The organism is Stenotrophomonas sp. STEN014, from assembly GCF_056760315.1.
The window spans coordinates 162605-184486 of record NZ_JBRREN010000005.1 but is presented as its reverse complement, the minus strand read 5'-3'; the positions used below and the strand labels follow the sequence as shown (position 1 = coordinate 184486).

Genomic DNA, 21882 nt, shown 5'->3' with positions numbered 1-21882 from the left:
CGTGACGACAGTCGCGTCCGGTGCCAGCTAGGGGGGCGGGATGAATTTCTTTGAACACCAGGCACAGGCGCGGCGCAATTCCGGGCGCCTGCTGCTGCTGTTCGCGCTGGCGGTGATCGCCATTGTCGCGGTGCTGGACGCACTGGTGCTGGTGGCCACCGGCAGCGTGCGGGGCGTGCTGTGGTGCACGTTGCTGACCCTGGCGGTGATCGCGTTGGCCTCGCTGTACCGCATCGCCTCGTTGCGGGGTGGTGGTGAAGTGGTGGCGGTACAGATGGGCGGCACCGAGGTGCCGGCCGATACCCGCGATCCGGCGCTGCGGCGGTTGCGCAACGTGGTGGAGGAGATCGCCATCGCCTCCGGTGTGCCGATGCCGCGGCTGTATGTGCTGGAACAGGAGAACGGCATCAACGCCTTCGCCGCCGGGTATTCACCGGCCGACGCCGCCATCGCCGTCACCCGGGGCAGCTTGCAGCGGCTCAACCGCGATGAACTGCAGGGCGTGATCGCGCACGAGTTCAGCCACATCCTCAATGGCGACATGCGGTTGAATATCCGCCTGATGGGGGTGCTGTTCGGCATCCTGATGATCAGTCTCATCGGCAAGCGGGTGCTGCTGCACATGAGTGCCGGTTCGCGGATAGGCGGCAGGCGCGGGCTTGGGCCGATCTCGATCGTGCTGGTGATCGGCGTGACCGGCATTGTCGTGGGCAGCATTGGGGTGTTCTTCGGACGGCTGATCAAGGCGGCGGTGTCGCGCCAGCGCGAGGTTCTGGCCGATGCCTCGGCGGTGCAGTTCACCCGGCAGACGCAGGGGCTGGCCGGGGCGTTGAAGAAGATCGGCGGGCTGGCCGAGGGTTCGCAGCTGGCCGACCGTGCCAGCGCCGAGGAAGTCAGTCACATGCTGTTCGGCGAAGGACTGGGCTTTTCGCGCTGGTTCGCCACGCATCCACCCCTGGTGGAGCGGATCCAGCGGCTGGAGCCTTCGTTCCGCACCGAACAGTTGCAGCGTTTGCGCGGTACCTGGTTTGCCAATCCGCCCGATGGCCTGGCCGAGGATCGCGCGCTGGGGCTGGCCCGCAGTGATGTGCCCGGTGTGGACGCGCTGGCGCCCGCTGCAGTGGCCACTGTGACGTCGCGGTTGCGGGTCGATCCAAGGCAAGTCGCCGCGCAGGTCGCCACCCCGGCTGATGACGACTACCAACAGGCGATCCGGCTGGCCGGCACCCTGTCGCCGCAGCTGCGCGAACTGGCGCGTGACCGGGAGGCCGCACAGCCGCTGCTGCTGGCGTTGTTGCTCGATGCCGACCCTGCGGTGGCGGTGTTGCAGCGGCAGGCGGTACAGGCGCAGCTGGGCGCTTCTGTGGTCACGCGGCTTCAGGCCATGGCCGATGGTCCGTTGCATGGTCTCTCTCGCGCGCTGCGCCTGCCGCTGGCGGCACTGGCGTTCCCCGCATTGCGGATGGCGCCGCGCCCGCAGTTGCGGGCGTTCGTGCAGTGCATCGAGGCGCTGGTCCATGCCGATGGGCGGATCTCGCTGTTCGAGTACTGTCTGTCGCGCCTGCTGCAGGTGCAGGTGCTGGCCGCGCTGGATCCCTCGCGCCACCCGCATTTCGGCCGGCGCAAGACCACCGGCGTGCGCCAGGAGCTTTCCACGTTGCTCGCGGTGGTCGCGCGGGCCGGCAATCTCGGTGACGAGGCCGCCGCGCGGCGCGCCTATCTGGCTGGGTTGCAACGCATCCTGCCGCACGATCACCTGCCCTATGCGCCGCCGTCGGCCGGCGTGCTGGCGCTGGATGCGGTGTGGGCGCCGCTGGATGCGCTCGATCCGCTGGCCAAGCAGCTGCTGGTGGAAGCGGTGACCGCCACCATCAGCCACAACCAGCGCGTCAGCGTGGCCGAGGCCGAACTGCTGCGGACCATCTGCGCCACGTTGCATTGCCCGTTGCCGGCGCTGTTGCAGGTGGCCTGAGCCGCGGAGCGGTCAGCCCGGCGGCGAGGTGTCGAGGATCAGGCTGGCGGCGCGCTCGGCGATCATGATGGTCGGTGCGTTGGTATTGCCCGTGGGCAGGCTTGGCATCACCGAGGCATCGATTACCCGCAGGCCGTCGATGCCGCGCACGCGCAGCTGCGGATCGACCACGGCCATCGCGTCGCTGCCCATCCGGCAGGTGCCGACCGGGTGGTAGATGGTTTCGGCCTTGGCGCGGATGAAGGCTTCCAGCCCGGCATCGTCCAGGTGCTCGTCGGCAGGGAACAGCGGTGCCCTGCGCCACGGCGCGAAGGCCGGCTGCTGGAGGATGTCGCGGCTCAGGCGCGCGGCTTCGACCATCATTTTCATATCGAAGCCTTCGGCATCGCCCAGATAGTTGGCATGGATACGCGCCGGCGCGGCGGGATCATGGCTGGCCAGTTCGATGCGGCCGCGGCTGCGTGGGTGCAGGTAGCAGGCGTGCAGGGTGTAGCCGTCGCCGGGCAGGCGGTGGCGGCCGTGGTTGTCCAGCATCGCCGGGACGAAATGGAACTGGATGTCGGCACGTTCGTCGGCGGCAAAGCGCGAGCGCACGAAGCCGCCGGCCTCGGCCACATTGCTGGTACCGGCACCGCGGTGACCGCGCAGGAAATAGTCGAAGCCGATCTTCAGCTCGCTGGCGCGGTCGTAGCTGACCCCGGGCACGGTGCGGTACAGCGTGCAGATGTCCAGGTGGTCCTGCAGGTTGGCGCCGACGCCGGGCTGGTCCAGATGCACCTCGATACCATGGCGTCGCAGCTGCCGGGCCGGGCCGATCCCCGAGAGCATCAGCAGCTGCGGTGAGTTGATTGCGCCGGCGCTGAGCAGTACTTCGTGGCGGGCCCGCACTTGCTGGGGCTGGCCGCGGACGCGCAACGCCACGCCGGTGACGCGTTCGCCTTGAATCTGCAGCCGCTCGACCAGCGCGCCGGTCAGCACCTGCAGGTTGGGGCGCTGGCGGACCGGGGCCAGATAGGCGGCCGCCGAAGAGCAGCGCGCACCGTCCTTCTGGGTGACCTGGTACAGGCCCACGCCTTGCTGAGTGGGGCCATTGAAATCGGGGTTGAGCGCGAAACCGGCCTGCTGTCCTGCCTCGATGAAGGCACGGCTCAGTGGATTGACGTGACGCAGGTCCGACACCTTCAACGGGCCATCGCCACCGTGCAGGGCATCGGCACCGCGCCCGTTGCCCTCGCTGTAGCGGAACCAGGGCAATACTGTCTGCCAGTCCCAGCCGGTGGCACCGGCATCGGCCCAGCGGTCGTAGTCGCCGGCCACGCCGCGCGAGTAGCACATCGCATTGATCGAGCTGCTGCCGCCCAGTACCTTGCCGCGCGGCCACCACAGGCGCCGGTTGTTCAACGCCGGCTCCGGTTCGGTGTCGTAGCTCCAGTTCAGGCGCCGGTTGTTGACCAGCCGGGCAATACCTGCCGGCATGTGGATCAACGGATTCCAGTCGCGCGGGCCGGCTTCGATCAGCAGCACCCGCCGCTGCGGATCGGCGCTGAGCCGGTTGGCCAGAACACAGCCGGCCGAACCGGCCCCGACGATGATGTAGTCGAATTCCTTCACGGCCTTCCCCTTTCCCTGCTCCGCAGAATAGAACGGCCCGTCGCATGGCGGCCAGACCGTTTGCACTGGCGATGTTGCAGTGCATCGGATAAGTTGCGCCCACGCCGCGGAACCGGCGTGCCGGATCCCCCACCCGTGGTGCAGTCAGACGTATGAGCAAGCTTTCCCCTCCCGCGCGCGGTGGCCTGCGCCAGGTGATTTCCCTGCTCGGAGTGGAAGCTCCGGCGCTGTGGTGGTCGCTGCTGTACTTCTTCTGCCTGCTGACCGGCTACTACCTGTTGCGTCCGGTACGCGACGCGATGGGCGCCTCGGATGATGTGCTGGCGGTGTTTCCGGCCTCGCTGGTGCAGTGGGCCGGACACCTGGGGGTCAGCCTCGGCGACTTTACCCTGCAGGTGCTGTTCACCGGCACCTTCCTGTGCATGGTGCTGCTGCAGCCGGTATACGGCGCGCTGGTGTCGCGCTATCCGCGGCGGGTGTTCCTGCCGGTGATGTACCTGGCTTTCATCAGCTGCCTGCTGTTTTTCTACTGGGCGTTCCGCGAGGAACTGCCCGGGCGCGGCGCGGCGTTCTTCATCTGGGTGGCGGTGTTCAACCTGTTCGCAGTGTCGGTGTTCTGGAGCTATATGGCCGATGTGTTCTCCAACCAGGACGCCAAGAAGGTCTACGGCTATATCGGCGCCGGGGGCACCATTGGCGCACTGACCGGGCCGCTGGTCACCCGCCTGCTGGTGGAGAAGATCGGCGTGGGCAACCTGCTGCTGGTATCGGCCGCCTTCCTGGGCGCGTGCCTGTTCGCGATCCTGAAGCTGCGCAAATATGCCCTGCAGCGCGAGCAGCGGCTGCGCGACAGCAGCGGCGAGCAGGCGATGGGTGGCTCGGTGCTGGCCGGCTTGAAGCTGGTATGGAGCGATCCGCTGCTGCGTGCGCTGGCGGTGCTGATGTTCTTCGGCGTCGGCGTGGGAACCCTGCTGTACAACGAACAGGCGGCTATCGCGCGACGCTTCTTCACCGATGACGCCGCACGTACGGCGTACTACGCCAACATCGATCTGGCGGTGAACGTGCTGACGATCTTCGTGCAGGTATTCCTGACCCGCTGGCTGATGCGCCGCTACGGCATCGCCCCGCTGCTGCTGTTGCCGGCGCTGGCGATCCTGCTGGGTTTCTCGCTGCTGGCCGCCTCACCGCTGCCGCTGCTGGTGGCGGTGGTGCAGGTGATGACCCGCGCCGGCGAGTTCTCCCTGGCCAAGCCGGCACGCGAAACCCTGTATACCCGGGTCAGCCGCGAGTCCCGCTACAAGGCCAAGGCGGTGATCGATACGGTGATCTATCGCGGCGGCGACCTGACCTTCGTCTGGCTGCACAAGCTGCTGTCCAGCATGGGGTCGCATCTGGTGTTTATGGCGGGCGTGGGTGTGGCAGCGGGCATGACGATCGGCGCGATCCGGGTGATCCGCGCGCAGCGGAGCCTGCCGGACGAGATGCCGGTCAACGCATCGGTCGATCCGGCATAACCGGGAGGTGCCGTCGGCCTGCCGGGCCGGCCATGCTGCCGCTGTTCCGCCGGATGGACGCCGATGTGTCCGAGGTCTTTGGCCGCGTTGCTTGTGACGGTGCTGGTCGCCGTCCTGCACCGCTGTTTCCCGGTGCTGGAGATGTTCCTGTGGACCCGGCCGCTTGGGCTGAAGACCTTCCGCAATACTTTGGAGAAGGCCCAGAGGACCCGTGTGCTGGCTGCCAACCAGGGCCTGTACAACGGCTTTCTCGCCGCCGGGATTGTGGCGGGGCTGCTGCTGGAGCAGCCTGCGTTGGTGACGTTCTCGCTGCTCTGCTTGGTGGTTGCCGGCAGCTACGGAGCGTTCAGTGTGAACCGGCGGATATTCTTCATCCAGGCGTTGCCGGCGATCCTGGCGCTGGGGTTGCGCGCGGTGTAGCCGCTGCCCGGCGGTGGCTCCAACGGCACCTCCAGATCCATGCATCCGCTCAGTCTTTGCGCGGCGACGCCCACAGCGCAATCCGTGCCTGGAACACCCCCATGCCGGCAGCATCGCTCACGTTGATCCTCGCCGGCAGGGCGTAGCCAGCCGCTGTGCTGGCGGGAGGCAGTTCCGGTGTTGCCACCGCTTTCAGAAGACCACCTGACTTGGCCAGGTGCTTCACTTCCATGCCCCTGGGAATCCAGCGCATGCTGGCCGGCAGGCTGGCATCGAGCAGGACCCCGCTTATCCGTTCGGCCGGGCTGCACATCGCGATCGCGTGCACGGTGTCGATAGGGGGGACTGATGCGGCGGCGCTGGCGCATCCCCTGCACAGCGGCCCGGTTCCAGCACGGTGATCCGCGGCGAGAGGCTGGCGAAGCAGGGCGCCTTGCGGCACACCGCCCGCCAGAACAGTTGCCGGCCGGCCAGCGGGTGAAATAGCGGTACAGCGAAAGCAAGGCGGCAGTCGTGGTGTGGATTCCTGGTATGAAAACGGCGGGCACAAGGCCCGCCGTAGGTATTGCATGTGGATTGGCTTATGCGGCCTGCTGCGGGCGCTGCGTGCCGGGCAGGTCGTAGTAGCCGGCAGAGCGCAGTTCGTGCGCGTCGAAGTCGTCCACGGTGATCGTGTCCATGGTGATCTCGCGCAGTTCTTCCAGCAGCTTGCGCTCGTCCTGGGTGATCACGCCCTCGGCCACGGCCTCATCCAGCTGGCTGGCGAAGGTCAGCGCTTCGATGCCCTTGGTCTTCAGGGCCTTGAGGAACTTGCGTTCCACCGGTTCGGCTATGATCGCCTTGGACAGATAGCTGTTGATGCGGCCGCCCGGGTTGTTCTCGCACGGGGTCAGGAACACACCCTGGGCCAGGCGGTCACGCGCTTCGTTGGGCGCCATCAGCGAGGCGGCGACGCGGCGGCTCAGACGGTCACCCGGGGCCTCGGCGCGACGGCCAAGCGGGAAGATCAGCGCCCACATCAGCCAGCCGATCGGGCGGATCGGGAAGTTGCGCAGCGCCGCCGACAGCGATTCCTCGATCTTGTGCACGCTGTCGTGGAAGGCCCAGGCCAGCAGCGGCTGGTCGGCCTGCGGGGCGCCTTCGTCGTGGTAGCGCTTGAGCATGGCGCTGGTCATGTAGATGTGGCTGAGCACATCACCCAGACGACCGGACAGCGATTCCTTGAACTTGAGCTTGCCGCCCAGGGTCATCATCGAGATGTCGGCCATCAGTGCCAGGTTGGCCGAGTAGCGGTCCAGCTTGCGGAAGTAGCGGCGGGTGTAGGCGTCGCCCGGGGCGGCACCGAAGCGCGCACCGGTCAGGCCGAACCACAGCGAACGCACGGCGTTGGAGATGCCGAAGCGGACGTGGCCGAACAGCGCCTGGTCGAACTCGCGCAGGCCGGCCTTGCGGTCTTCATCCTGCGCGGCCTTCATTTCCTTCAGCACCCACGGGTGGCAGAGGATGGCGCCCTGGCCGAAGATCAGCAGCGAGCGGGTCATGATGTTGGCACCTTCCACCGTGATGGCGATCGGTGCGGCCTGCCAGCTGCGGCCGGCGAAGTTGCGCGGGCCAAGGATGATGCCCTTGCCTCCGATCACGTCCATCACGTCGGAAATGACTTCGCGGCTCATGTTGGTGCAGTGGTACTTGGCGATCGCCGACGGCACCGACGGCACGTCGCCACGGTCGACCGCAGCCGCGGTGGCCTGCGACAGCGCACTGATCTTGTAGGCCTTGCCGCCGATGCGGGCCAACGCTTCTTCCACGCCCTCGAAGCGGCCGACCGACAGGCCGAACTGCTTGCGGATGCGCGCATAGGCACCGGTCACCACCGCACCGGCCTTGGCACCGCCCGAGGCGGTGGAGGGCAGGGTGATGGAGCGGCCAACGGCCAGACACTCGTTGAGCATGTTCCAGCCCAGGCCGCGCTTCTCGGCGCCGCCGATCAGCTGGGTCAGCGGAATGAACACGTCCTTGCCACGGATCGGGCCGTTCTGGAAAGTGGAATTCAGCGGGAAGTGGCGGCGACCGATTTCCACGCCTTCGGTATCGCGCGGCAGCAGCGCCAGGGTGATGCCGATGTCCTTTGTGTCGCCAAGCAGGCCGTCCGGATCGTACATGCGGAAAGCCATGCCGATCAGGGTCGCGACCGGAGCCAGGGTGATGTAGCGCTTGTCGAAGGTCAGCTTCAGGCCCAGCACTTCCTCGCCCTTCCACATGCCCTTGCAGACGATGCCGAAGTCGGGGATGGAGGTGGCATCGGAGCCGGCGAACGGGCCGGTCAGGCCGAAGCAGGGCACTTCCTGGCCGATGGCCAGGCGCGGCAGGTAGTAGTCCTTCTGCTCCTGGGTGCCGTAATGGTTGAGCAGCTCACCCGGGCCCAGCGAATTGGGCACGCCGACGGTGGAGCTGACCACGCTCGATACCGAGGCCAGCTTCTGGATCACCTTGTGGTGGGCCAGCGCGCTGAAGCCCAGGCCGCCGTATTCCTTCGGGATGATCATGCCGAAGAACTTGTTCTTCTTGATGTACTCCCACAGCTCCGGCGGCAGGTCGGCGTGGACGTGGGTGATCTCGAAGTCGTTGACCATCTTGCACAGCTCTTCCACCGGGCCATCGAGGAAGGCCTGTTCCTCGGCGGTGAGCTGCGGCTTGGGATAGTTGAGCAGGATGTTCCAGTCAGGGTCACCGGTGAACAGCTCGCCCTCGAAGCCGACCGAGCCGGTTTCCAGGGCGATGCGCTCGGTCTTGGACAGCGGCGGCAGCACCTTGCGGAACACGCCCATGAACGGTGCGGTGATCAGCGGCTTGCGCAGGAACGGCAACAGCACTGGAACACTGATCAAAGCAAGGATTGCCGCCGCCACGAGGATCGCGGTCTGGTTGATGCCGGCGAACCAGCAGGCGCCCAACAACACCGCACTGGCGAGGGTCCATACGACCAGGCGCATGCGGTGATACGCGACAAAGGCACCTGCCAGCAGCAGGACCAGAAAGGGAACGACGATGCTCATAGGCTTGCTCCGGTAACGTGCTCGGTTCGGACGGACGCGGCAGCCGAAGGCAGTGCGTCTAGATAGTTCAACACGGCGGCGGTAAACGCGTTGTTGTCATCGCCGGCGACCATATGGGTGGCCTCTGGCAGATGCACATGCTGCGCGTGCGGCACCAGTGTCATGAATTCTTCCACGGTCTGCGGCGAGACCAGATCGCTGCGACCGCCGCTGATCAGCAGCAGCGGGCAGTGCACGCGGCGTGCCGCATCGACGATCGCGTCCTGATGCTGCTCGCTGTCGCGCGCCAGCTCTTCGACCAGACGCGGATCCCAATGCCAGTTCCAGCGCCCGTCCGCGGTGGAGCGCAGCAGCGCACGCAGGGCATCTTCGCTCTTGCGCGGGCGGTGCGGCAGGTAGGCGGCGATGCTGTCGGCGGCGGCCTGCAGCGATGCAAAGCCATCAGGATGCGCACTCATGAAGGCGAGGATCCTCTCCACGCCGCGGGTTTCCCAGCGTGGGGTGATGTCCACCAGCACCATCGCCGAGAACAGGCCCGGCCAGCGGGCTTCGGCCATCAGACCGAACAGGCCGCCCATCGAGGCGGCCACCAATACCGGCGGACGCGGCAGTTCGCCGGCCACCACGATCAGGTCGTCGGTGAACTGGTCGCCGTGATAGAGCGTATCCCCCGGGTTCCAATCCGAATCACCATGGCCGCGGGCGTCGTAGCTCAGCGTGGCATGGCCTGCCATGCCCAGTGTCTGCGCGGCCGCGGCCCAGGCGCCACGTGTCTGGCCAAAGCCGTGCGCGAACAGAACCGGAGCATGCCGCCCCGCCGTTCTCGATGCGCCCAGTGCAATGCCGTTGGCACCTTGGAGGCGGATTTCGTCGACGTGCGGGATGGAGGGGGAAGGGTTGGCCATACCTGATGGTATGGATCGTTTGGCTGAACTGTCAATACGAATGCGTATGGATTGTGCAAGGCCCCGGAAAACAATGGCTTTCCGTAAGAGTCCCGAGGCTGTTCCGTCAGCCTGCAATTCCATTGCATACTGCAACCAATCCCCGCCGTATGGTTAAATCTGCCCATGAATGACTCAACAACTCTTCCGGCAGATTCCCGTAGTGCGCGCCACAGCCGACTCAGTGCCGACGACTGGGCGCAGGCCGCACTGGATCTGATTGCCGAACAGGGTGTCGGCGCGGTGGCGGTCGAGCCGCTGGCCCGCCGTCTGGGGGTCACCAAGGGCAGCTTCTACTGGCACTTCCCGTCACGCGATGCGCTCCTGCAGGCGGCCTTGGAGCGCTGGGAAGTGGTGGAGCAGCAGCAGGTGTTCGGCAGTCTGGAAGAGGTGCCCGATCCACGCACGCGGCTGCGTGCGCTGTTCCAGCTGGTGGCCCATGAAGTCACCCCGCACATCATCTACAGTGAACTGCTCAAGGCGCTGGACAACCCGATGGTGCGCCCGGTGATCGACCGGGTTTCACAGCGACGCATGGAATACCTGATCGCCTCGTTCCGACAGGCCGGCCTGAGCTCCACCGACGCCCGCCATCGCGCGCGTCTGGCCTACGCCGCCTACGTCGGCTTCCTGCAGCTGTCCCTGCAGTTGCAGCAGCCCAAACAGGCCCGCGAGGATTTCGAGGCCTACGTCGAACACGTCATCGAGACGTTGATTCCGAGCGAGTGAAAACGCCGGAAAACTGCACAGCAAAAGCTCGGTAACGTTGTGTGCGGCACCGCCCGGCACCATCTGTTGCCGGGCCGTAGAAGCCACCCCGTGTGGGCATCGGCAAGCCTCATCCAGGCACTCAATGCCTGATCAGGCTGCCCTGGTTCATTCTTGCACGGTGCGGCGGTGGCAGGGCGGGCGGAGGGCGGCGTCTGCCCTCCACGCGGGCTGATGGGTCCTGCAGGCCGCTGTCGGGATACGTTACTCGACCTTCTTGGGGGTGCGCTGCATGCGCATCACACTGTCCTGCGCGTTGTTCTTCTGGCGGCGCCGCTCTGCAACCGTTAGGCAGTTGTTCTGCGGCATGTTCGAGCCCACGGTGCGTTCACGGCGGCAGATCAGCCGGCTGTCCGCCGCGGCCTGCGTCAGGATCGTATTGATCAGGCTCTGGTCGTTGAAGACTGCGACGCGGTTGTGCTCGGGAAGCTGCGCGGGGTCGGGCTGGGTCTGCAGATGCTGCAGGATACGGCCCAGTGCGGCGGTCACCGCGCTTCGGTCCTCGACTGAAATCTCGCGGTACTTGTCCTCGTTCAGATCGGCCAGCACCTGGCGGCGCTGTTCTTCAAAGGGCTTGGCGACATCGACGGCCTTGGTCTGCGCGCTTGCGCCTGCCGGTACCAGCAGGGCCAGCAATGCAATGCGGTAAATCCAGTGGTGCGGGGTGCTCATCACGATCTCCTTTCGTTCAAAAGAAGATGGCCCGGCGAACCGGGCCATCTGCGTGACACTAGTGCAGTGCCAGCATCAGAAGCGCTGGGTGTACTGCATGTACATGTAACGACCCGGGATATCGTACTGCGGGTCGAACGAGTTGGCGAAGGCGTCGAACGTCACCGGCGGATCCTTGGCGAAGACGTTGTTGGCACCGACGCGGACAGTACCGTTCCACGGCAGGTTGTAGCTCATCTGCAGGTCGTGGTAGGTAATCGATTCCAGCCTGCCTTCACTGATGTCTTCGGTCAGGCCCGAACGGTAACGGATCATCCAGCTTGCGCTGAAGTCGCCGTAGGACCAGTCGGTGGTCAGGTTTCCACGCAGGCGCCAGTACGGATCGGACTCGAAGTACATGCCGTTCAAGGCTTGCCAGTCATCATTCTTCGAGTCGCGCGAGCGGTTCTTGCTGACGTAGGTCGAGTCCAAGGTGAAGGCGAAGGTGCCCACCGAGGTTTCCGGCATGCGGTACTTCACCGTCAGGTCGTAGCCTTCCACTTCCTGGTAGCCGGCGTTGATGGGACCGATGAACATGTCGGTGACCAGGCCGTCGGCACGGCGGGTGAACAGGCTGCAGTAGCTGCTGATGCCGTCAACGTAGCACTTGTCCAGGATCGCATCAGCGGTGAAGCTCTGAATGCGGTTTTCCAGATCGATCGACCACCAGTCCAGCGAGACGTTCAGGCCGGTTGCCCATGCCGGGCTGTACACCAGGCCCAAGGTCTTGCTGGTGGAAGTTTCCGGGGTCAGGTTCGGGTTGCCGCCGAGGGTGAACGGGAAGATGGTCTGGCCACCGGCCGCGCCGCCGCCGCTGTTGTACTCGGCAATGAAGCCTGCCGGCACACCGGCGGCCTGACAGGCACCCAGCACGCTGGCATCGCCGGCGAAGCGGCCATTAGCCGAGCAGGGATCGGAGTACTGCACGAACGAGTCGGAGGCACCGCGGTACAGGTTGGTGATCGACGGCGCGCGGAAGCCTTCCGCCCAGTTACCACGAACCAGCAGTTCGTCGAACGGCTTCCACTTGAAGCCAAACTTGCTGTTGGTGGTGTTGCCGAAGTTGCTGTAGTCCGAGAAGCGGGTGGCCAAGCTCAGTTCCAGCAGCTGCGCGCCCGGCACGTCCTTGAGCACCGGCACCAGGACTTCCAGGTAGGCGTCGTCCAGGCTGTAGGCGCCGGAGGTCGGGTCAAACGCGTTGCCGGAGGTCAGGCCGTTGGCGATGAACGCGTCCGGCGAGGAGTAACCGCTTTCCTTGCGGTGCTCATAACCGGCGGCGAAGCTCAGCCAGCCCGCCGGCAGTTCGAACAGTTCACCGGACAGGTTCGCGGTGACGGCTTCGTTGCGGTACTGATAGGTGTTGTGAGCGGTGAACAGCAGGTAGTCCAGCATTTCCTTGCTGACGGCGCCCTGCGGCGACAGCGGATTGAACGGCACGCAGCCATCGATCACGGCGCCGCCCGGAGCGGTGACGCAGACCACCTTGCCATCGCGCACTTCCGATGCGCCAAGCGAGGATTCCAGGGTCAGCAGGTTGGCGTCGCCGACCTGGGTCTCCACTTCATTGGTCTTGTTGAACGCGTAACCGACGTCCCAGTTGAACTGGCGGCCTGAGAACTCGAAGAAGCCATCCAGGCCCAGATAGACGTGACTTGTCTTGCTGTTCTGGTCATACAGGCGCGCCGCTTCGGTCAGGCGGTGGGTCCAGCTGACATCCCGGCCGTCGCCACCATATGCGGTGTTGTACGGGTTGAAGTAGCTGTCGCCACTCATGCTGATGCCGGTGTTGATGGTGCTCAGCGGGAAGCCGGCCAGCTGCTGTGCCGAGCGACGCTCGTTGTACAGCGCATCCATCTTGAAGGTGATGCTGTCGGTCAGGTTGTAAGAACCCTGCGCGAACAGGGCACTACGCTTCTGCGGGGTCGCCAGGTAGTTGTCGGCCGCATAGTTGTAATTGAAGGCGCTGGTGTACGGCACATACTGGTCGATGCCGTAATACGGGTTGCTGGCCAAGCCGCTACCGATCGCACCCGGACGCAGGGCGAGGTTGCCGCCAGCGGATGCCGGGGCATTGATCTTGCCGTTGGCCGAATAGCTGCTGTAGTAGGCCGAACCCAGACCGAAGTACGGCTCACGGGAAATGGCACGGTCCTTGGCCAGAACCTGGTCTTCCTTCACGCGCGAGAGACTGATGACCAGGTTGCCGCGGTCGCTGCTGGTGCCGACTGTGGCGTCGAAGGCAGTGCGCTGACCATCGCCCTTGTCGTACTGGCCAATGTAGGCATTTGCTTCGGCGCCATCGAAGTCGCTGCGGGTGATCAGGTTGACCACACCGGCGATGGCGTCGGAGCCATAGATAGAGGAGGCGCCATCCTTCAGCACTTCCACGCGCTCGATGATCGCAGCCGGAATGGTATTCAGGTCGACCGAGCCGGATAGATTGGCAACCCATCGGCGGCCATTGACCAACACCAAGGTGCGCTCTGAGCCCAGGTTGCGCAGGCTGATGGTCGAGGAGCCGTCACCACCGTTGTTGAAGTTGGTGTTCAGGCCGGCGCCGTTGGCCGAGATGCGCTGGAGGACGTCGGCGACCGAGGTGAGGCCCTGCTTCTCGATGGCTTGGCGGTCCATCACGAAGACGGGCTGCGAGGTTTCCACGTCCACCGAGCGGATGCGGGAACCGGTGACTTCGATGCGGTCGAGGTTGGTCGGGCTGCTGGATTCCTGCGCCTGTGCGGTAGCGGTACCGGCGCTGGCGATCAGTGCCAGGACCACTGCATCACGCAGCTTGTTGGTCTTGCAATTCATTGGCTCTCTCTCTCCAAGGGATCTTGGTAGTTGCAATCGGAATTGCCACCGCAGGGGCCGAAATGAAGGCCCAAATTTGCGAGGCTGATTCGATAGTACTTCCGTATCTTCTGAAATTAAAGCTTTGTTAATGAATTGGATTATTTTGGTGAAATTCGGCAAATAGTTGTTGCGAGTGCAACAAAAAGCCCCCGGAGTACGGGGGCTTGGGTTACTTCTATCAAGAGCGAGCGCTCGGCTTTAGAGATCCTGCTCGTAACGGACGTAAGGAATTGCGCCGTCGTCGTTGCTGTCATTCCGGGGGGAGAACGGATTCTTGCCGCGGGTGATGACGTTGTCGGCACCGACGGTCAGCTGACCGCTCCACGGGGTGCGCCAGGTGATGCCAAGTCCGAGGCCTTCCCATTTGCTCTGGCCGGGGGCATCGACAACGCGGCCGATGACATTGGCGCTGAAGGCGCCATAGCCACCGCCAACGCTCAGGCTTTTGCTGTCCCACTGGTCAACCACGGCCGGCGAGACATCGCTCAGTGGAACCAGCCGGGCCTTGGCGTAGGTACCGCCAATGGAAACGAAGCCTTCGCGGCCGATGTTCTTCTGGCCGAACACCGTTAGATCGTTCTGCTCCACATGGCCGGCCGGGGCTTTGACGCCGTTCGACAGCCAAGCTGGCAACGATTCCTTGCCGGTGCCGGCGCTCACGCCGATACGGCCGCCTGGACGGTTGAGGCTGGTGGTCGCGGAAATATGCCGGCCCGGTGCGGTTTCGTCGTCGTCACCCAGGCTGGCCAGCATGCAGTGGCTGGCCAGTCCGCTGATGCTGCTGCCCCGGCTGCTGTTGCACAGCAGGCCCAGCGAATCGCCCGAAGACAGACCAAAGGCCGCGTCCAGCGAGTTGCGGCCGAAATGCCAGCGTGCACCTGCCGTCTGTTCGCCGGTGGGCTCCAGATACAGCAGCGCCTCCACTTTGCCGCTGCCCCGGTTCCAGACCGGAATGACGGTGTCTGCTGCCTTGGGCTTGCTTTGCGCATGAACGCCCGAGACCGCACTCAGGGCGATCATCAAGGCAAGCGGCAGGCGCAGGAATGCGTTCATGGACTCAATCAGACAGGGCAGGCACCGGGAAGTTCCCGGTGAGTGATGACTTGATCCTAGGGTGTTTATTATTTCTTAACAAGTCCTCGTCCTCCCCAGAACGCTACTCGTTGTATGCCGTCACTGCAGCCGCTCGGGGGCGGGCTGGTTGGCGGATGTGGAGCTGAACAATACGCCGATTTCGGTCAAAGGGAAGTGATATTCCCGGCCGCAGAATTCGCAGCGCACTTCGACCTGGCCGGTCGGTTCGGCGGCCGCCCGGGCTTCTTCCTCCCCCAGTGACTGCAGCATGCTCTCCACCCGCTCGCGCGAGCAGGAGCAGGCGAAGCCCAGGGCTTTCTCGGCAACCAGCTCCGGGCCTTCCTCGTGGAAAAGGCGGTGCAGCAGATCCGTGGCGCCGATGCTCAGCAGCTCATCGCGGTGCAATGTGTCGAACAGGGCGCCGGCGCGGGTCCAGCCGTCCTGGTCGCCCTCGTCACCGGGAAGTTTCTGCAGCAGCAGGCCGGCGGCCTGTTGTCCGTCGGCGGCCAGCAACAGACGGGTGGGGAGCTGTTCGGAGTGGCGGAAGTAGTCCTCGAAGGCCTCGTCCAGGCTCGGGCCCTGCAGCGCGACCAGGCTCTGGTAGCGCTGCGGCTCGCGCGGGTCCAGCCCGGGATTTTCGATGGTGATGGCCAGCAGTGCGTCTTCGCCCAGCTGCGGCAGTTCGGCCGGGGCATCCAGGCCGTCAGCCAGCTGGGCGATGCCACGCACGGTACCGGCGGCGGTGCATTCGGCAAACAGCGTGCGCAGCGCGGAGCTGCTGCGCAGCTGGATCGACAGGCGGCCATCGATCTTGGTGTGGCCGGTGAACAGTGCCGAGGCGACGCAGGCTTCACCCAGCAGCTGCATGGCATTGGGCGGGTAGCTGGCGTGGGACAGAATTTCCCGCCAGCTGTCAGAGAGCTGGACGTGAACACCGCGGACACCGGCGTCGGGCAGGAGGAAGCGGACGAGGAGGTCGGAGGTGTCGGTCATGGAGGTATCTGTGCGTGGGAGGACGTCGGTGCCGGATAATGCGCCGGACGTCGGGATGATAAAGGTGTGGCTTAGATGGGGACGGAGGGCGAGAAGCGCAAGGTGGAGTTGGAAGGGGCGGTTCGACCGCGTCGACGGTGGCGACGCTGGATCCTGCTGGCACCGGCCCTGTGGGTGCTGTTCAGCATCTGCCAGGTGGTCGTGCTGCGTTTCATCGATCCGCCGTTTTCCTCGGTCATGGCACTGCGCCAGCTGGAGGCTTGGGGCCGCGGCGATTGGAAATTCCGCCTGCATCACCAGTGGGTGGATCTGGACGGGATGGCGCGCAGCGTGCCGATCTCGCTGGTCGCGGCCGAAGACCAGCGGTTTCCCGAGCACAACGGTTTCGACCTGAAGGCGATCGAAAAGGCGCGCGACCACAACGCCCAGGGCCGACGACTGCGCGGTGCCAGCACCATCAGCCAGCAGGTCGCCAAGAACCTGTTCCTGTGGCAGGGACGCAGCTGGCTGCGCAAGGGGCTGGAAGCCTGGTATACGGTGCTGATCGAGCTGTTCTGGCCGAAACAGCGGATTCTGGAGATGTATGCCAACGTGGCCGAATTCGGCGACGGCATCTATGGCGTGCAGGCGGCGTCCCGGCAGTTCTGGGGCAAGGATGCCGCGCGCCTGAGTGCCGCCGAAAGTGCGCGGCTGGCGGCGGTACTGCCTTCGCCGCGGCGCTACAGCGCCACCCGGCCCGGCCCGTACGTGCAGCGGCGCGCGGCCTGGATCCAGCGGCAGGCGCGCCAGCTGGGCGGTGCGGGCTATGTGGAACAGATCGATTGACCTTGCCGCCGGCCGGCTTCCGTAGAATCGCCGCATGACTACCCGCCAGCGCCTGACCATCGTGATCGCCGCCTGCAACGAGCAGGAGACGCTGCCGCTGATCCATCCGCGGATCTGCGCCGAGCTGGACCGGCTGCAGGATATCGACGGCCACCTTCTGTATGTGGACGACGGCAGCACCGATGCGACCTGGACGGTGATGCGGCAGTTGGCCGCCGATCCGCGCGTGGCGACGTTGCGGCTGTCGCGCAACTTCGGCAAGGAGATCGCGCTGACCGCAGGGCTGGATTTCGTCGACGACGGGGCGGTGCTGATTCTCGATGCCGATGGCCAGGACCCGCCGGAGCTGATCCCTCAGTTCGTGGCGCTGTGGCGGCAGGGGTATGACGATGTATATGGCACCCGGCTGGTGCGTGAAGGCGATGGCTGGCTCAAACGGGTGACGGCGGCGCTGTTCTACCGGGTGATCGGGCGGCTGTCCAAGACCCCGATTCCCGCCGACACCGGTGACTTCCGGCTGTTGTCACCGCGGGCCTTGCAGGCATTGCGGCAGCTGCGCGAGCGTCAGCGGTTCATGAAAGGCCTGTTCGGCTGGGTGGGCTTCCGGCGGGTGGCCTTGCCGTACCGGCGTGCGCCGCGTCTGGCCGGGGCCAGCAAGTTCGGCTTGTGGAAGCTGTGGAACTTCGCGCTGGAAGGCATCACCAGTTTTTCGACCGCGCCGCTGCGGGTGGCGACCTATCTGGGGCTGCTCACTGCGGCATCGGCCTTCGGGTTTGCCCTGTTCGTGGTGGCCAAGGCCGCGCTATACGGGGACCGGGTGGCCGGCTGGCCGACGATGATGGCGGTGATCCTGTTCCTGGGGGGCGTGCAGCTGATCGCGCTGGGATTGATCGGTGAATACCTCGGGCGCCTGTACATGGAGGTCAAACAGCGGCCGCTGTACCTGGTGGATAGCTGGCAGCCGGCGGCCGTGGCAGTATCAGCAGACCCTCATCGCGCGGAACAATGCCATGCAGACCGTTCGACAATTGCTTGCGACCAAGTCTCCTGAGATCCATGCGGTAGCCCCGGAAGTCGCGGTGATACAGGCCATCCGGTTGATGGCCGAAAAGGGCATCGGCGCGGTGCTGGTGATGGACGGCCGCCATCTGGTGGGCATCCTTTCCGAGCGCGATTACGCGCGCAAGATCGTGCTGAAGGACCGTTCCTCGGCCACGACCCCGGTACGCGAGATCATGACGGCCGAGCTGGTCACGGTGGCGCCCACCGTGACGGTGGAGCAGTGCCTGGAACTGGTCACCAACCGCCGTATCCGCCACTTGCCGGTGGTGGACGGCGATGAGGTGATGGGCGTGATTTCCATCGGTGATCTGGTCAAATCGGTGATCGAGCAGCAGCGCCAGGAACTGGGGCAGCTGCAGCAGTACATCACCGGCGGCTGAGTCTGACGGTCCGGTGGAGCGCCGGACTCAGCCGGCATCCTTGCCTGGGCAGGTTCCGATCGTGATGTTCGGTGAGGGTGGGAAATCGAATCGCCGCCTGCGCGTAAGGCACTGGCCGGCGGCGTCGATTTCCACATCGCCCGTCAGGTCATGGCCGTTCGTTCTGCCGCTGGATCCGTCGTCCACAGCCGGCGGTGCGCCAGTGCGGGTGGTTTCCCGTCACAGGATCTGCGCGGTCACCGAGACGAAGTGGCAGACGCTGCCGCCGATCACGAACATGTGCCAGATCGCATGCGAGTAGGGCAGCTGCTCGCGGTGGTAGAACACGGTGCCAAGCGTATAGAACACGCCGCCGGCGAACAGCCAGCCGAGGGTGAATCCGTCCAGCGAGTGCCACATCGGCTTGATCGCCACCACCACCAGCCAGCCCATCACGATATAGATGATCGTCGAAAGCAGTTTGAAGCGGCCGGTATAGAACAGCTTGAAGATCACCCCGAATACGGCCAGCGACCAGATCGCGGCGAACAGGCCCCAGCCCCACGGGCCGCGCAGGCCGATCAGGGTAAAGGGGGTGTAGGTGCCGGCGATCAACAGGTAGATCGCGCAATGGTCGAAGACCTTCAGGCGGCCTTTGACGATCGGGTGCTGGATGGCGTGATACAGCGTGGAGGCGGTGTAGAGCAACAGCAGGGCGACACCGAAAACGATCGCGCTGGCCAGTTGCCAGCCGTCACCGTAGATCGCGGCCAGGGTGATGAGGACGGCGCTGGCGCCGAGTGCGGCCACCGCGCCCAACCCATGGGTCAAGGCACTGGCGATTTCTTCGCGGATGGAAGCAGCTGTGGTCATGTAGGCAGATGACGCGGGCAGGGGGAATGCCCGGTGCCCGCTATCATCCCTCCGAACGCCGGCGTATGCACGCCGGCATCGGGCTCAGGCCACAGAAACCGTGTGCGCTGCTTCACGGGTTGCGGCAAAGCGCACATCCGGCGCGCGTTCCTGCGCCAGCTGCAGGTTGACCCGGGTCGGCGCCAGATACACCAGCTGGCCGGCCGCATCGATGGCCAGGTTGCTGGCGTTCTTCTCGCGGAACTCTTCCAGCTTTCTGGCGTTGTCGCAGTGCACCCAGCGGGCGGTGACCACGCTGACCGGCTCGAAGATCGCTTCCACGCCGTATTCGTCCTTCAGGCGGTAGGCGGCGACATCGAACTGCAGCACGCCGACTGCACCCAGGATCAGGTCGTTGCTCATGATCGGGCGGAAGAACTGGGTGGCACCTTCTTCGGACAGCTGCGCCAGGCCCTTCTGCAGCTGCTTGAGCTTGAGCGGGTCGCGCAGGCGGGCGCGGCGGAACAGTTCCGGGGCGAAGTTGGGAATGCCGGTGAAAGTCACCGCTTCGCCTTCGGTGAAGGTGTCGCCGATGGAGATGGTGCCGTGATTGTGGATACCGATCACATCGCCCGGCCACGCCTCGGCAGCGATCTCGCGGTCGGACGCCATGAAGGTCAGCGCGTTGGCCAGCTTCATTTCCTTGCCAGTGCGCACATGGAAGGTCTTCATGCCGGCGGTGAATTTGCCCGAGCACACGCGCATGAAGGCCACGCGGTCGCGGTGCTGTGGATCCATGTTGGCCTGGATCTTGAACACGAAACCGGTCAGCTTGTCTTCCTGCGGAGCGATATCGCGGCCGGTGGTGGCACGGGCCTGCGGTGAGGGTGCGTGCTTGACGAAGAAGTCCAGCAACGGCTGCACACCGAAATTGTTCACGCCCGAGCCGAAGAACACCGGCGTCTGTTTGCCGGCCAGGTATTCGTCCAGGTCGAACGGATGGCTGGCGCCCTGCACCAGTTCCAGCTCGTCGCGCAGGTCGGCCAGCATCTTCTCGCCGATCTTCTCGGCCAGACCTGGCGCGTCCAGCGACGGGAAGATGGTCGAATCCTGGCGGGTGAAGTTGCGGCCCGGTTCGTACAGGTGCACTTCGCCGGTCAACAGGTGCACCACGCCCTTCAGGCGCTGGCCCATGCCGATCGGCCAGGTCACCGGCGCGCACTGGATGCCGAGCACGGTTTCCACTTCATCCAGCAGCTCGATCGGGTCCTTGCCCTCGCGGTCGAGCTTGTTGATGAAGGTCATGATCGGGGTGTCACGCAGGCGGCAGACCTCCATCAGTTTGATGGTGCGTTCTTCCACGCCCTTGGCCACGTCGATCACCATCAGCGCCGAGTCCACCGCGGTGAGCACGCGGTAGGTGTCCTCGCCGAAGTCGGCATGGCCGGGGGTGTCGAGCAGGTTGACGATCTTGTCCTCGTACGGGAACTGCATCACCGATGAGGTGACGGAGATGCCGCGCTCCTTTTCCAGCGCCATCCAGTCGGAGGTGGCGTGCTTGCTGGTCTTGCGCGACTTCACCGAGCCGGCCATCTGGATCGCACCGCCAAACAGCAACAGCTTTTCGGTCAGCGTGGTCTTGCCGGCGTCAGGGTGGGAGATGATGGCGAACGTACGGCGACGCGCGGCTTCGGAGGCGACTTCGGACATGGCGAGCGCGCCCGCACGGGCGCTTCGGAGCAAAAGAGCCGTCGATTATAGCGGGACGCCCGTCGGCGCGTGGATCAGTCGCCGCCGCCGTTGTCTTCACGCGGAAATTGCAGCTCGCCGCGGTCATCGGCCATGCGGAACGGCAGCGATTCCAGCGCCATGCCGGCGTTGCGCTGGACGGTGAAATGCAGGTGCGGGCCACTGCTGCGCCCGGTATTGCCTGAATTGGCAAGCCGTTGCCCGATTTCCACCTTCTGCCCGGGCAGGACCGCGGCACTGCCGGCTTGCAGGTGCGCATACAGCGCCATGCTGCCGTCGGCGTGCAGTATCCGGACCAGGTTGGCCTCGCCGGTGGCGGCATCCAACACCTGCATCACCACGCCGGCGCGTGCGGCGAGCACCGGTGTGCCTTCGGCGAGCGGGAAGTCCACCGCGTAGTGGTTCTGCGCATCATTGTGGCTGTGGCGGCCGCCAAACGCCTGGCTCACCCGGGCTCTACCGCCCGCGAAAGGCAGGCGGTAAAGCAGATCATCTGGACGGGCGCCCGGGGCGCCGGGAACGGCATCGAGCAGCAGCCGGGCCCCCGGGCCGTTGGCAGGCAGCCAGGCCAGGCGGCGCTCTTCAGCGGCGGCCAGCACCAGACGGGCAGGGCTTAGCAGTGCATCGCTGCCCTGCAGACGGATCTGTACCGGGCCGGCGAGCAGGTTGCGGGCGATCACCGCATGCCCGCCGCTTTGAGGTTGCAGTTGCAGATCGGCAAAGCCACTGCTGTGCGCAGACCGGACGGGGGGGGCGGGCTGTCCCAACCCCCAGCCGCGCCGCCACTGCGGGCCTTCGGCGGCGGCATCGCGCGGTCCGGCCAGCAGACAGGCGCAGGTCAACAGGAAGAAAAAAAGGGGGTTTTGCACGGTGGCCAGTGTGAGTGCGGTCGCCCAAGTATGGCGCTTTGGTTGCCGGAGAAACCTTTCCATCTCTCCATCCGGATAAAGGGATTGACAGGCCTCGGGGGCGCTGGCATTGTTGCCCCACCATCGAGACCGGCAGAGGGACAGGCCCTTTGAAGCCGGGGCAACCAGCAGACGCGCCAGCGGCTGTGTTTGGTGCCAAATCCTGCGGGGACCACGCGTCCGCCGAAAAGATGGTTCGATCTGCACCTCC

General features: G+C 65.3%; 18 protein-coding genes and 1 riboswitch. Of the genes, 7 read left to right on the top strand and 11 right to left on the bottom strand.

Features of this window, described 5'->3' with window-relative positions:
• Nucleotides 1-40 precede the first annotated feature (40 nt).
• Nucleotides 41-1972: a M48 family metallopeptidase gene (locus ACVOMC_RS09170; protein ID WP_481523691.1), complete on the top strand. Its 1932-nt coding sequence runs from the start codon at nucleotides 41-43 to the stop codon at nucleotides 1970-1972.
• A gap of 12 nt (nucleotides 1973-1984) precedes the next feature.
• Here the strand turns inward: ACVOMC_RS09170 and ACVOMC_RS09165 are convergent, their stop codons facing one another.
• Nucleotides 1985-3583, bottom strand: a complete 1599-nt coding sequence (locus ACVOMC_RS09165; RefSeq protein ID WP_481523690.1) for a GMC family oxidoreductase — start codon at nucleotides 3581-3583, stop codon at nucleotides 1985-1987.
• A gap of 152 nt (nucleotides 3584-3735) precedes the next feature.
• Between ACVOMC_RS09165 and ACVOMC_RS09160 the strand changes: the two genes are divergently transcribed.
• Together ACVOMC_RS09160 and ACVOMC_RS09155 are read left to right on the top strand one after the other, a co-directional pair.
• On the top strand, nucleotides 3736-5100 hold the full coding sequence (locus tag ACVOMC_RS09160) for an NTP/NDP exchange transporter (RefSeq protein ID WP_083468380.1): 1365 nt from the start codon (nucleotides 3736-3738) through the stop codon (nucleotides 5098-5100).
• A 63-nt stretch (nucleotides 5101-5163) separates the two neighbouring features.
• Nucleotides 5164-5520, top strand: a complete 357-nt coding sequence (locus tag ACVOMC_RS09155) for a DUF1304 domain-containing protein (protein ID WP_481523689.1) — start codon at nucleotides 5164-5166, stop codon at nucleotides 5518-5520.
• A 49-nt stretch (nucleotides 5521-5569) separates the two neighbouring features.
• Here the strand turns inward: ACVOMC_RS09155 and ACVOMC_RS09150 are convergent, their stop codons facing one another.
• The 3 genes from ACVOMC_RS09150 to ACVOMC_RS09140 form a co-directional block, all read right to left on the bottom strand.
• Nucleotides 5570-5833: a DUF4442 domain-containing protein gene (locus tag ACVOMC_RS09150; RefSeq protein WP_481523764.1), complete on the bottom strand. Its 264-nt coding sequence runs from the start codon at nucleotides 5831-5833 to the stop codon at nucleotides 5570-5572.
• Between the two features lie 268 nt (nucleotides 5834-6101).
• Complete coding sequence (locus ACVOMC_RS09145) at nucleotides 6102-8576, bottom strand: acyl-CoA dehydrogenase (protein WP_481523688.1); 2475 nt, start codon at nucleotides 8574-8576, stop codon at nucleotides 6102-6104.
• Nucleotides 8573-9481, bottom strand: a complete 909-nt coding sequence (locus tag ACVOMC_RS09140; protein ID WP_481523687.1) for an alpha/beta fold hydrolase — start codon at nucleotides 9479-9481, stop codon at nucleotides 8573-8575. Before ACVOMC_RS09140 ends, ACVOMC_RS09145 begins: the two co-directional genes overlap by 4 nt.
• A gap of 165 nt (nucleotides 9482-9646) precedes the next feature.
• On the opposite strand from ACVOMC_RS09140, the gene ACVOMC_RS09135 reads away from it, so the two are divergent.
• Nucleotides 9647-10249: a TetR/AcrR family transcriptional regulator gene (locus ACVOMC_RS09135; protein ID WP_481523686.1), complete on the top strand. Its 603-nt coding sequence runs from the start codon at nucleotides 9647-9649 to the stop codon at nucleotides 10247-10249.
• 243 nt (nucleotides 10250-10492) lie between these two features.
• Here ACVOMC_RS09135 and ACVOMC_RS09130 read toward each other — a convergent pair whose 3' ends face one another.
• From ACVOMC_RS09130 to hslO, 4 genes are all read right to left on the bottom strand, one after another.
• Nucleotides 10493-11008: a hypothetical protein gene (locus tag ACVOMC_RS09130; RefSeq protein ID WP_481523685.1), complete on the bottom strand. Its 516-nt coding sequence runs from the start codon at nucleotides 11006-11008 to the stop codon at nucleotides 10493-10495.
• Between the two features lie 27 nt (nucleotides 11009-11035).
• Complete coding sequence (locus ACVOMC_RS09125) at nucleotides 11036-13807, bottom strand: TonB-dependent receptor (RefSeq protein WP_481523684.1); 2772 nt, start codon at nucleotides 13805-13807, stop codon at nucleotides 11036-11038.
• A gap of 240 nt (nucleotides 13808-14047) precedes the next feature.
• On the bottom strand, nucleotides 14048-14869 hold the full coding sequence (locus ACVOMC_RS09120) for an XOO1806 family protein (RefSeq protein ID WP_481523763.1): 822 nt from the start codon (nucleotides 14867-14869) through the stop codon (nucleotides 14048-14050).
• A 153-nt stretch (nucleotides 14870-15022) separates the two neighbouring features.
• The gene (gene hslO / locus ACVOMC_RS09115) at nucleotides 15023-15916 is read right to left on the bottom strand and encodes an Hsp33 family molecular chaperone HslO (RefSeq protein ID WP_481523683.1); all 894 of its coding nucleotides are present in this window, start codon (nucleotides 15914-15916) and stop codon (nucleotides 15023-15025) included.
• A 75-nt stretch (nucleotides 15917-15991) separates the two neighbouring features.
• On the opposite strand from hslO, the gene mtgA reads away from it, so the two are divergent.
• The 3 genes from mtgA to ACVOMC_RS09100 are packed head-to-tail and all read left to right on the top strand — an operon-like array spanning nucleotide 15992 to nucleotide 18183.
• Nucleotides 15992-16741, top strand: a complete 750-nt coding sequence (gene mtgA / locus ACVOMC_RS09110) for a monofunctional biosynthetic peptidoglycan transglycosylase (RefSeq protein WP_057506032.1) — start codon at nucleotides 15992-15994, stop codon at nucleotides 16739-16741.
• Between the two features lie 34 nt (nucleotides 16742-16775).
• The gene (locus ACVOMC_RS09105) at nucleotides 16776-17792 is read left to right on the top strand and encodes a glycosyltransferase family 2 protein (RefSeq protein ID WP_481523682.1); all 1017 of its coding nucleotides are present in this window, start codon (nucleotides 16776-16778) and stop codon (nucleotides 17790-17792) included.
• On the top strand, nucleotides 17752-18183 hold the full coding sequence (locus tag ACVOMC_RS09100) for a CBS domain-containing protein (RefSeq protein WP_054659677.1): 432 nt from the start codon (nucleotides 17752-17754) through the stop codon (nucleotides 18181-18183). Before ACVOMC_RS09105 ends, ACVOMC_RS09100 begins: the two co-directional genes overlap by 41 nt.
• Before the next feature lie 219 nt (nucleotides 18184-18402).
• Here the strand turns inward: ACVOMC_RS09100 and trhA are convergent, their stop codons facing one another.
• The 3 genes from trhA to ACVOMC_RS09085 all read right to left on the bottom strand — a co-directional run bounded on the left by trhA (nucleotide 18403) and on the right by ACVOMC_RS09085 (nucleotide 21632).
• On the bottom strand, nucleotides 18403-19035 hold the full coding sequence (trhA, locus tag ACVOMC_RS09095; protein ID WP_481523681.1) for a PAQR family membrane homeostasis protein TrhA: 633 nt from the start codon (nucleotides 19033-19035) through the stop codon (nucleotides 18403-18405).
• Nucleotides 19036-19119: 84 nt separating this feature from the next.
• The gene (locus tag ACVOMC_RS09090) at nucleotides 19120-20724 is read right to left on the bottom strand and encodes a peptide chain release factor 3 (protein ID WP_054659673.1); all 1605 of its coding nucleotides are present in this window, start codon (nucleotides 20722-20724) and stop codon (nucleotides 19120-19122) included.
• 74 nt (nucleotides 20725-20798) lie between these two features.
• On the bottom strand, nucleotides 20799-21632 hold the full coding sequence (locus ACVOMC_RS09085) for a M23 family metallopeptidase (RefSeq protein WP_481523680.1): 834 nt from the start codon (nucleotides 21630-21632) through the stop codon (nucleotides 20799-20801).
• A 117-nt stretch (nucleotides 21633-21749) separates the two neighbouring features.
• A riboswitch (SAM riboswitch) is annotated at nucleotides 21750-21869 on the top strand.
• Nucleotides 21870-21882: the final 13 nt, after the last annotated feature.

Coding starts and splice junctions, on each gene's coding strand:
- ACVOMC_RS09170 (WP_481523691.1), top strand. CDS start 41: ATGAATTTCTTTGAACACCAGGCACAGGCGCGGCGCAATTCCGGGCGC.
- ACVOMC_RS09160 (WP_083468380.1), top strand. CDS start 3,736: ATGAGCAAGCTTTCCCCTCCCGCGCGCGGTGGCCTGCGCCAGGTGATT.
- ACVOMC_RS09155 (WP_481523689.1), top strand. CDS start 5,164: ATGTGTCCGAGGTCTTTGGCCGCGTTGCTTGTGACGGTGCTGGTCGCC.
- ACVOMC_RS09150 (WP_481523764.1), bottom strand. CDS start 5,833: ATGTGCAGCCCGGCCGAACGGATAAGCGGGGTCCTGCTCGATGCCAGC.
- ACVOMC_RS09145 (WP_481523688.1), bottom strand. CDS start 8,576: ATGAGCATCGTCGTTCCCTTTCTGGTCCTGCTGCTGGCAGGTGCCTTT.
- ACVOMC_RS09140 (WP_481523687.1), bottom strand. CDS start 9,481: ATGGCCAACCCTTCCCCCTCCATCCCGCACGTCGACGAAATCCGCCTC.
- ACVOMC_RS09135 (WP_481523686.1), top strand. CDS start 9,647: ATGAATGACTCAACAACTCTTCCGGCAGATTCCCGTAGTGCGCGCCAC.
- ACVOMC_RS09130 (WP_481523685.1), bottom strand. CDS start 11,008: ATGGCCCGGTTCGCCGGGCCATCTTCTTTTGAACGAAAGGAGATCGTG.
- ACVOMC_RS09125 (WP_481523684.1), bottom strand. CDS start 13,807: ATGAATTGCAAGACCAACAAGCTGCGTGATGCAGTGGTCCTGGCACTG.
- ACVOMC_RS09120 (WP_481523763.1), bottom strand. CDS start 14,869: ATGATCGCCCTGAGTGCGGTCTCGGGCGTTCATGCGCAAAGCAAGCCC.
- hslO (WP_481523683.1), bottom strand. CDS start 15,916: ATGACCGACACCTCCGACCTCCTCGTCCGCTTCCTCCTGCCCGACGCC.
- mtgA (WP_057506032.1), top strand. CDS start 15,992: ATGGGGACGGAGGGCGAGAAGCGCAAGGTGGAGTTGGAAGGGGCGGTT.
- ACVOMC_RS09105 (WP_481523682.1), top strand. CDS start 16,776: ATGACTACCCGCCAGCGCCTGACCATCGTGATCGCCGCCTGCAACGAG.
- ACVOMC_RS09100 (WP_054659677.1), top strand. CDS start 17,752: ATGCAGACCGTTCGACAATTGCTTGCGACCAAGTCTCCTGAGATCCAT.
- trhA (WP_481523681.1), bottom strand. CDS start 19,035: ATGACCACAGCTGCTTCCATCCGCGAAGAAATCGCCAGTGCCTTGACC.
- ACVOMC_RS09090 (WP_054659673.1), bottom strand. CDS start 20,724: ATGTCCGAAGTCGCCTCCGAAGCCGCGCGTCGCCGTACGTTCGCCATC.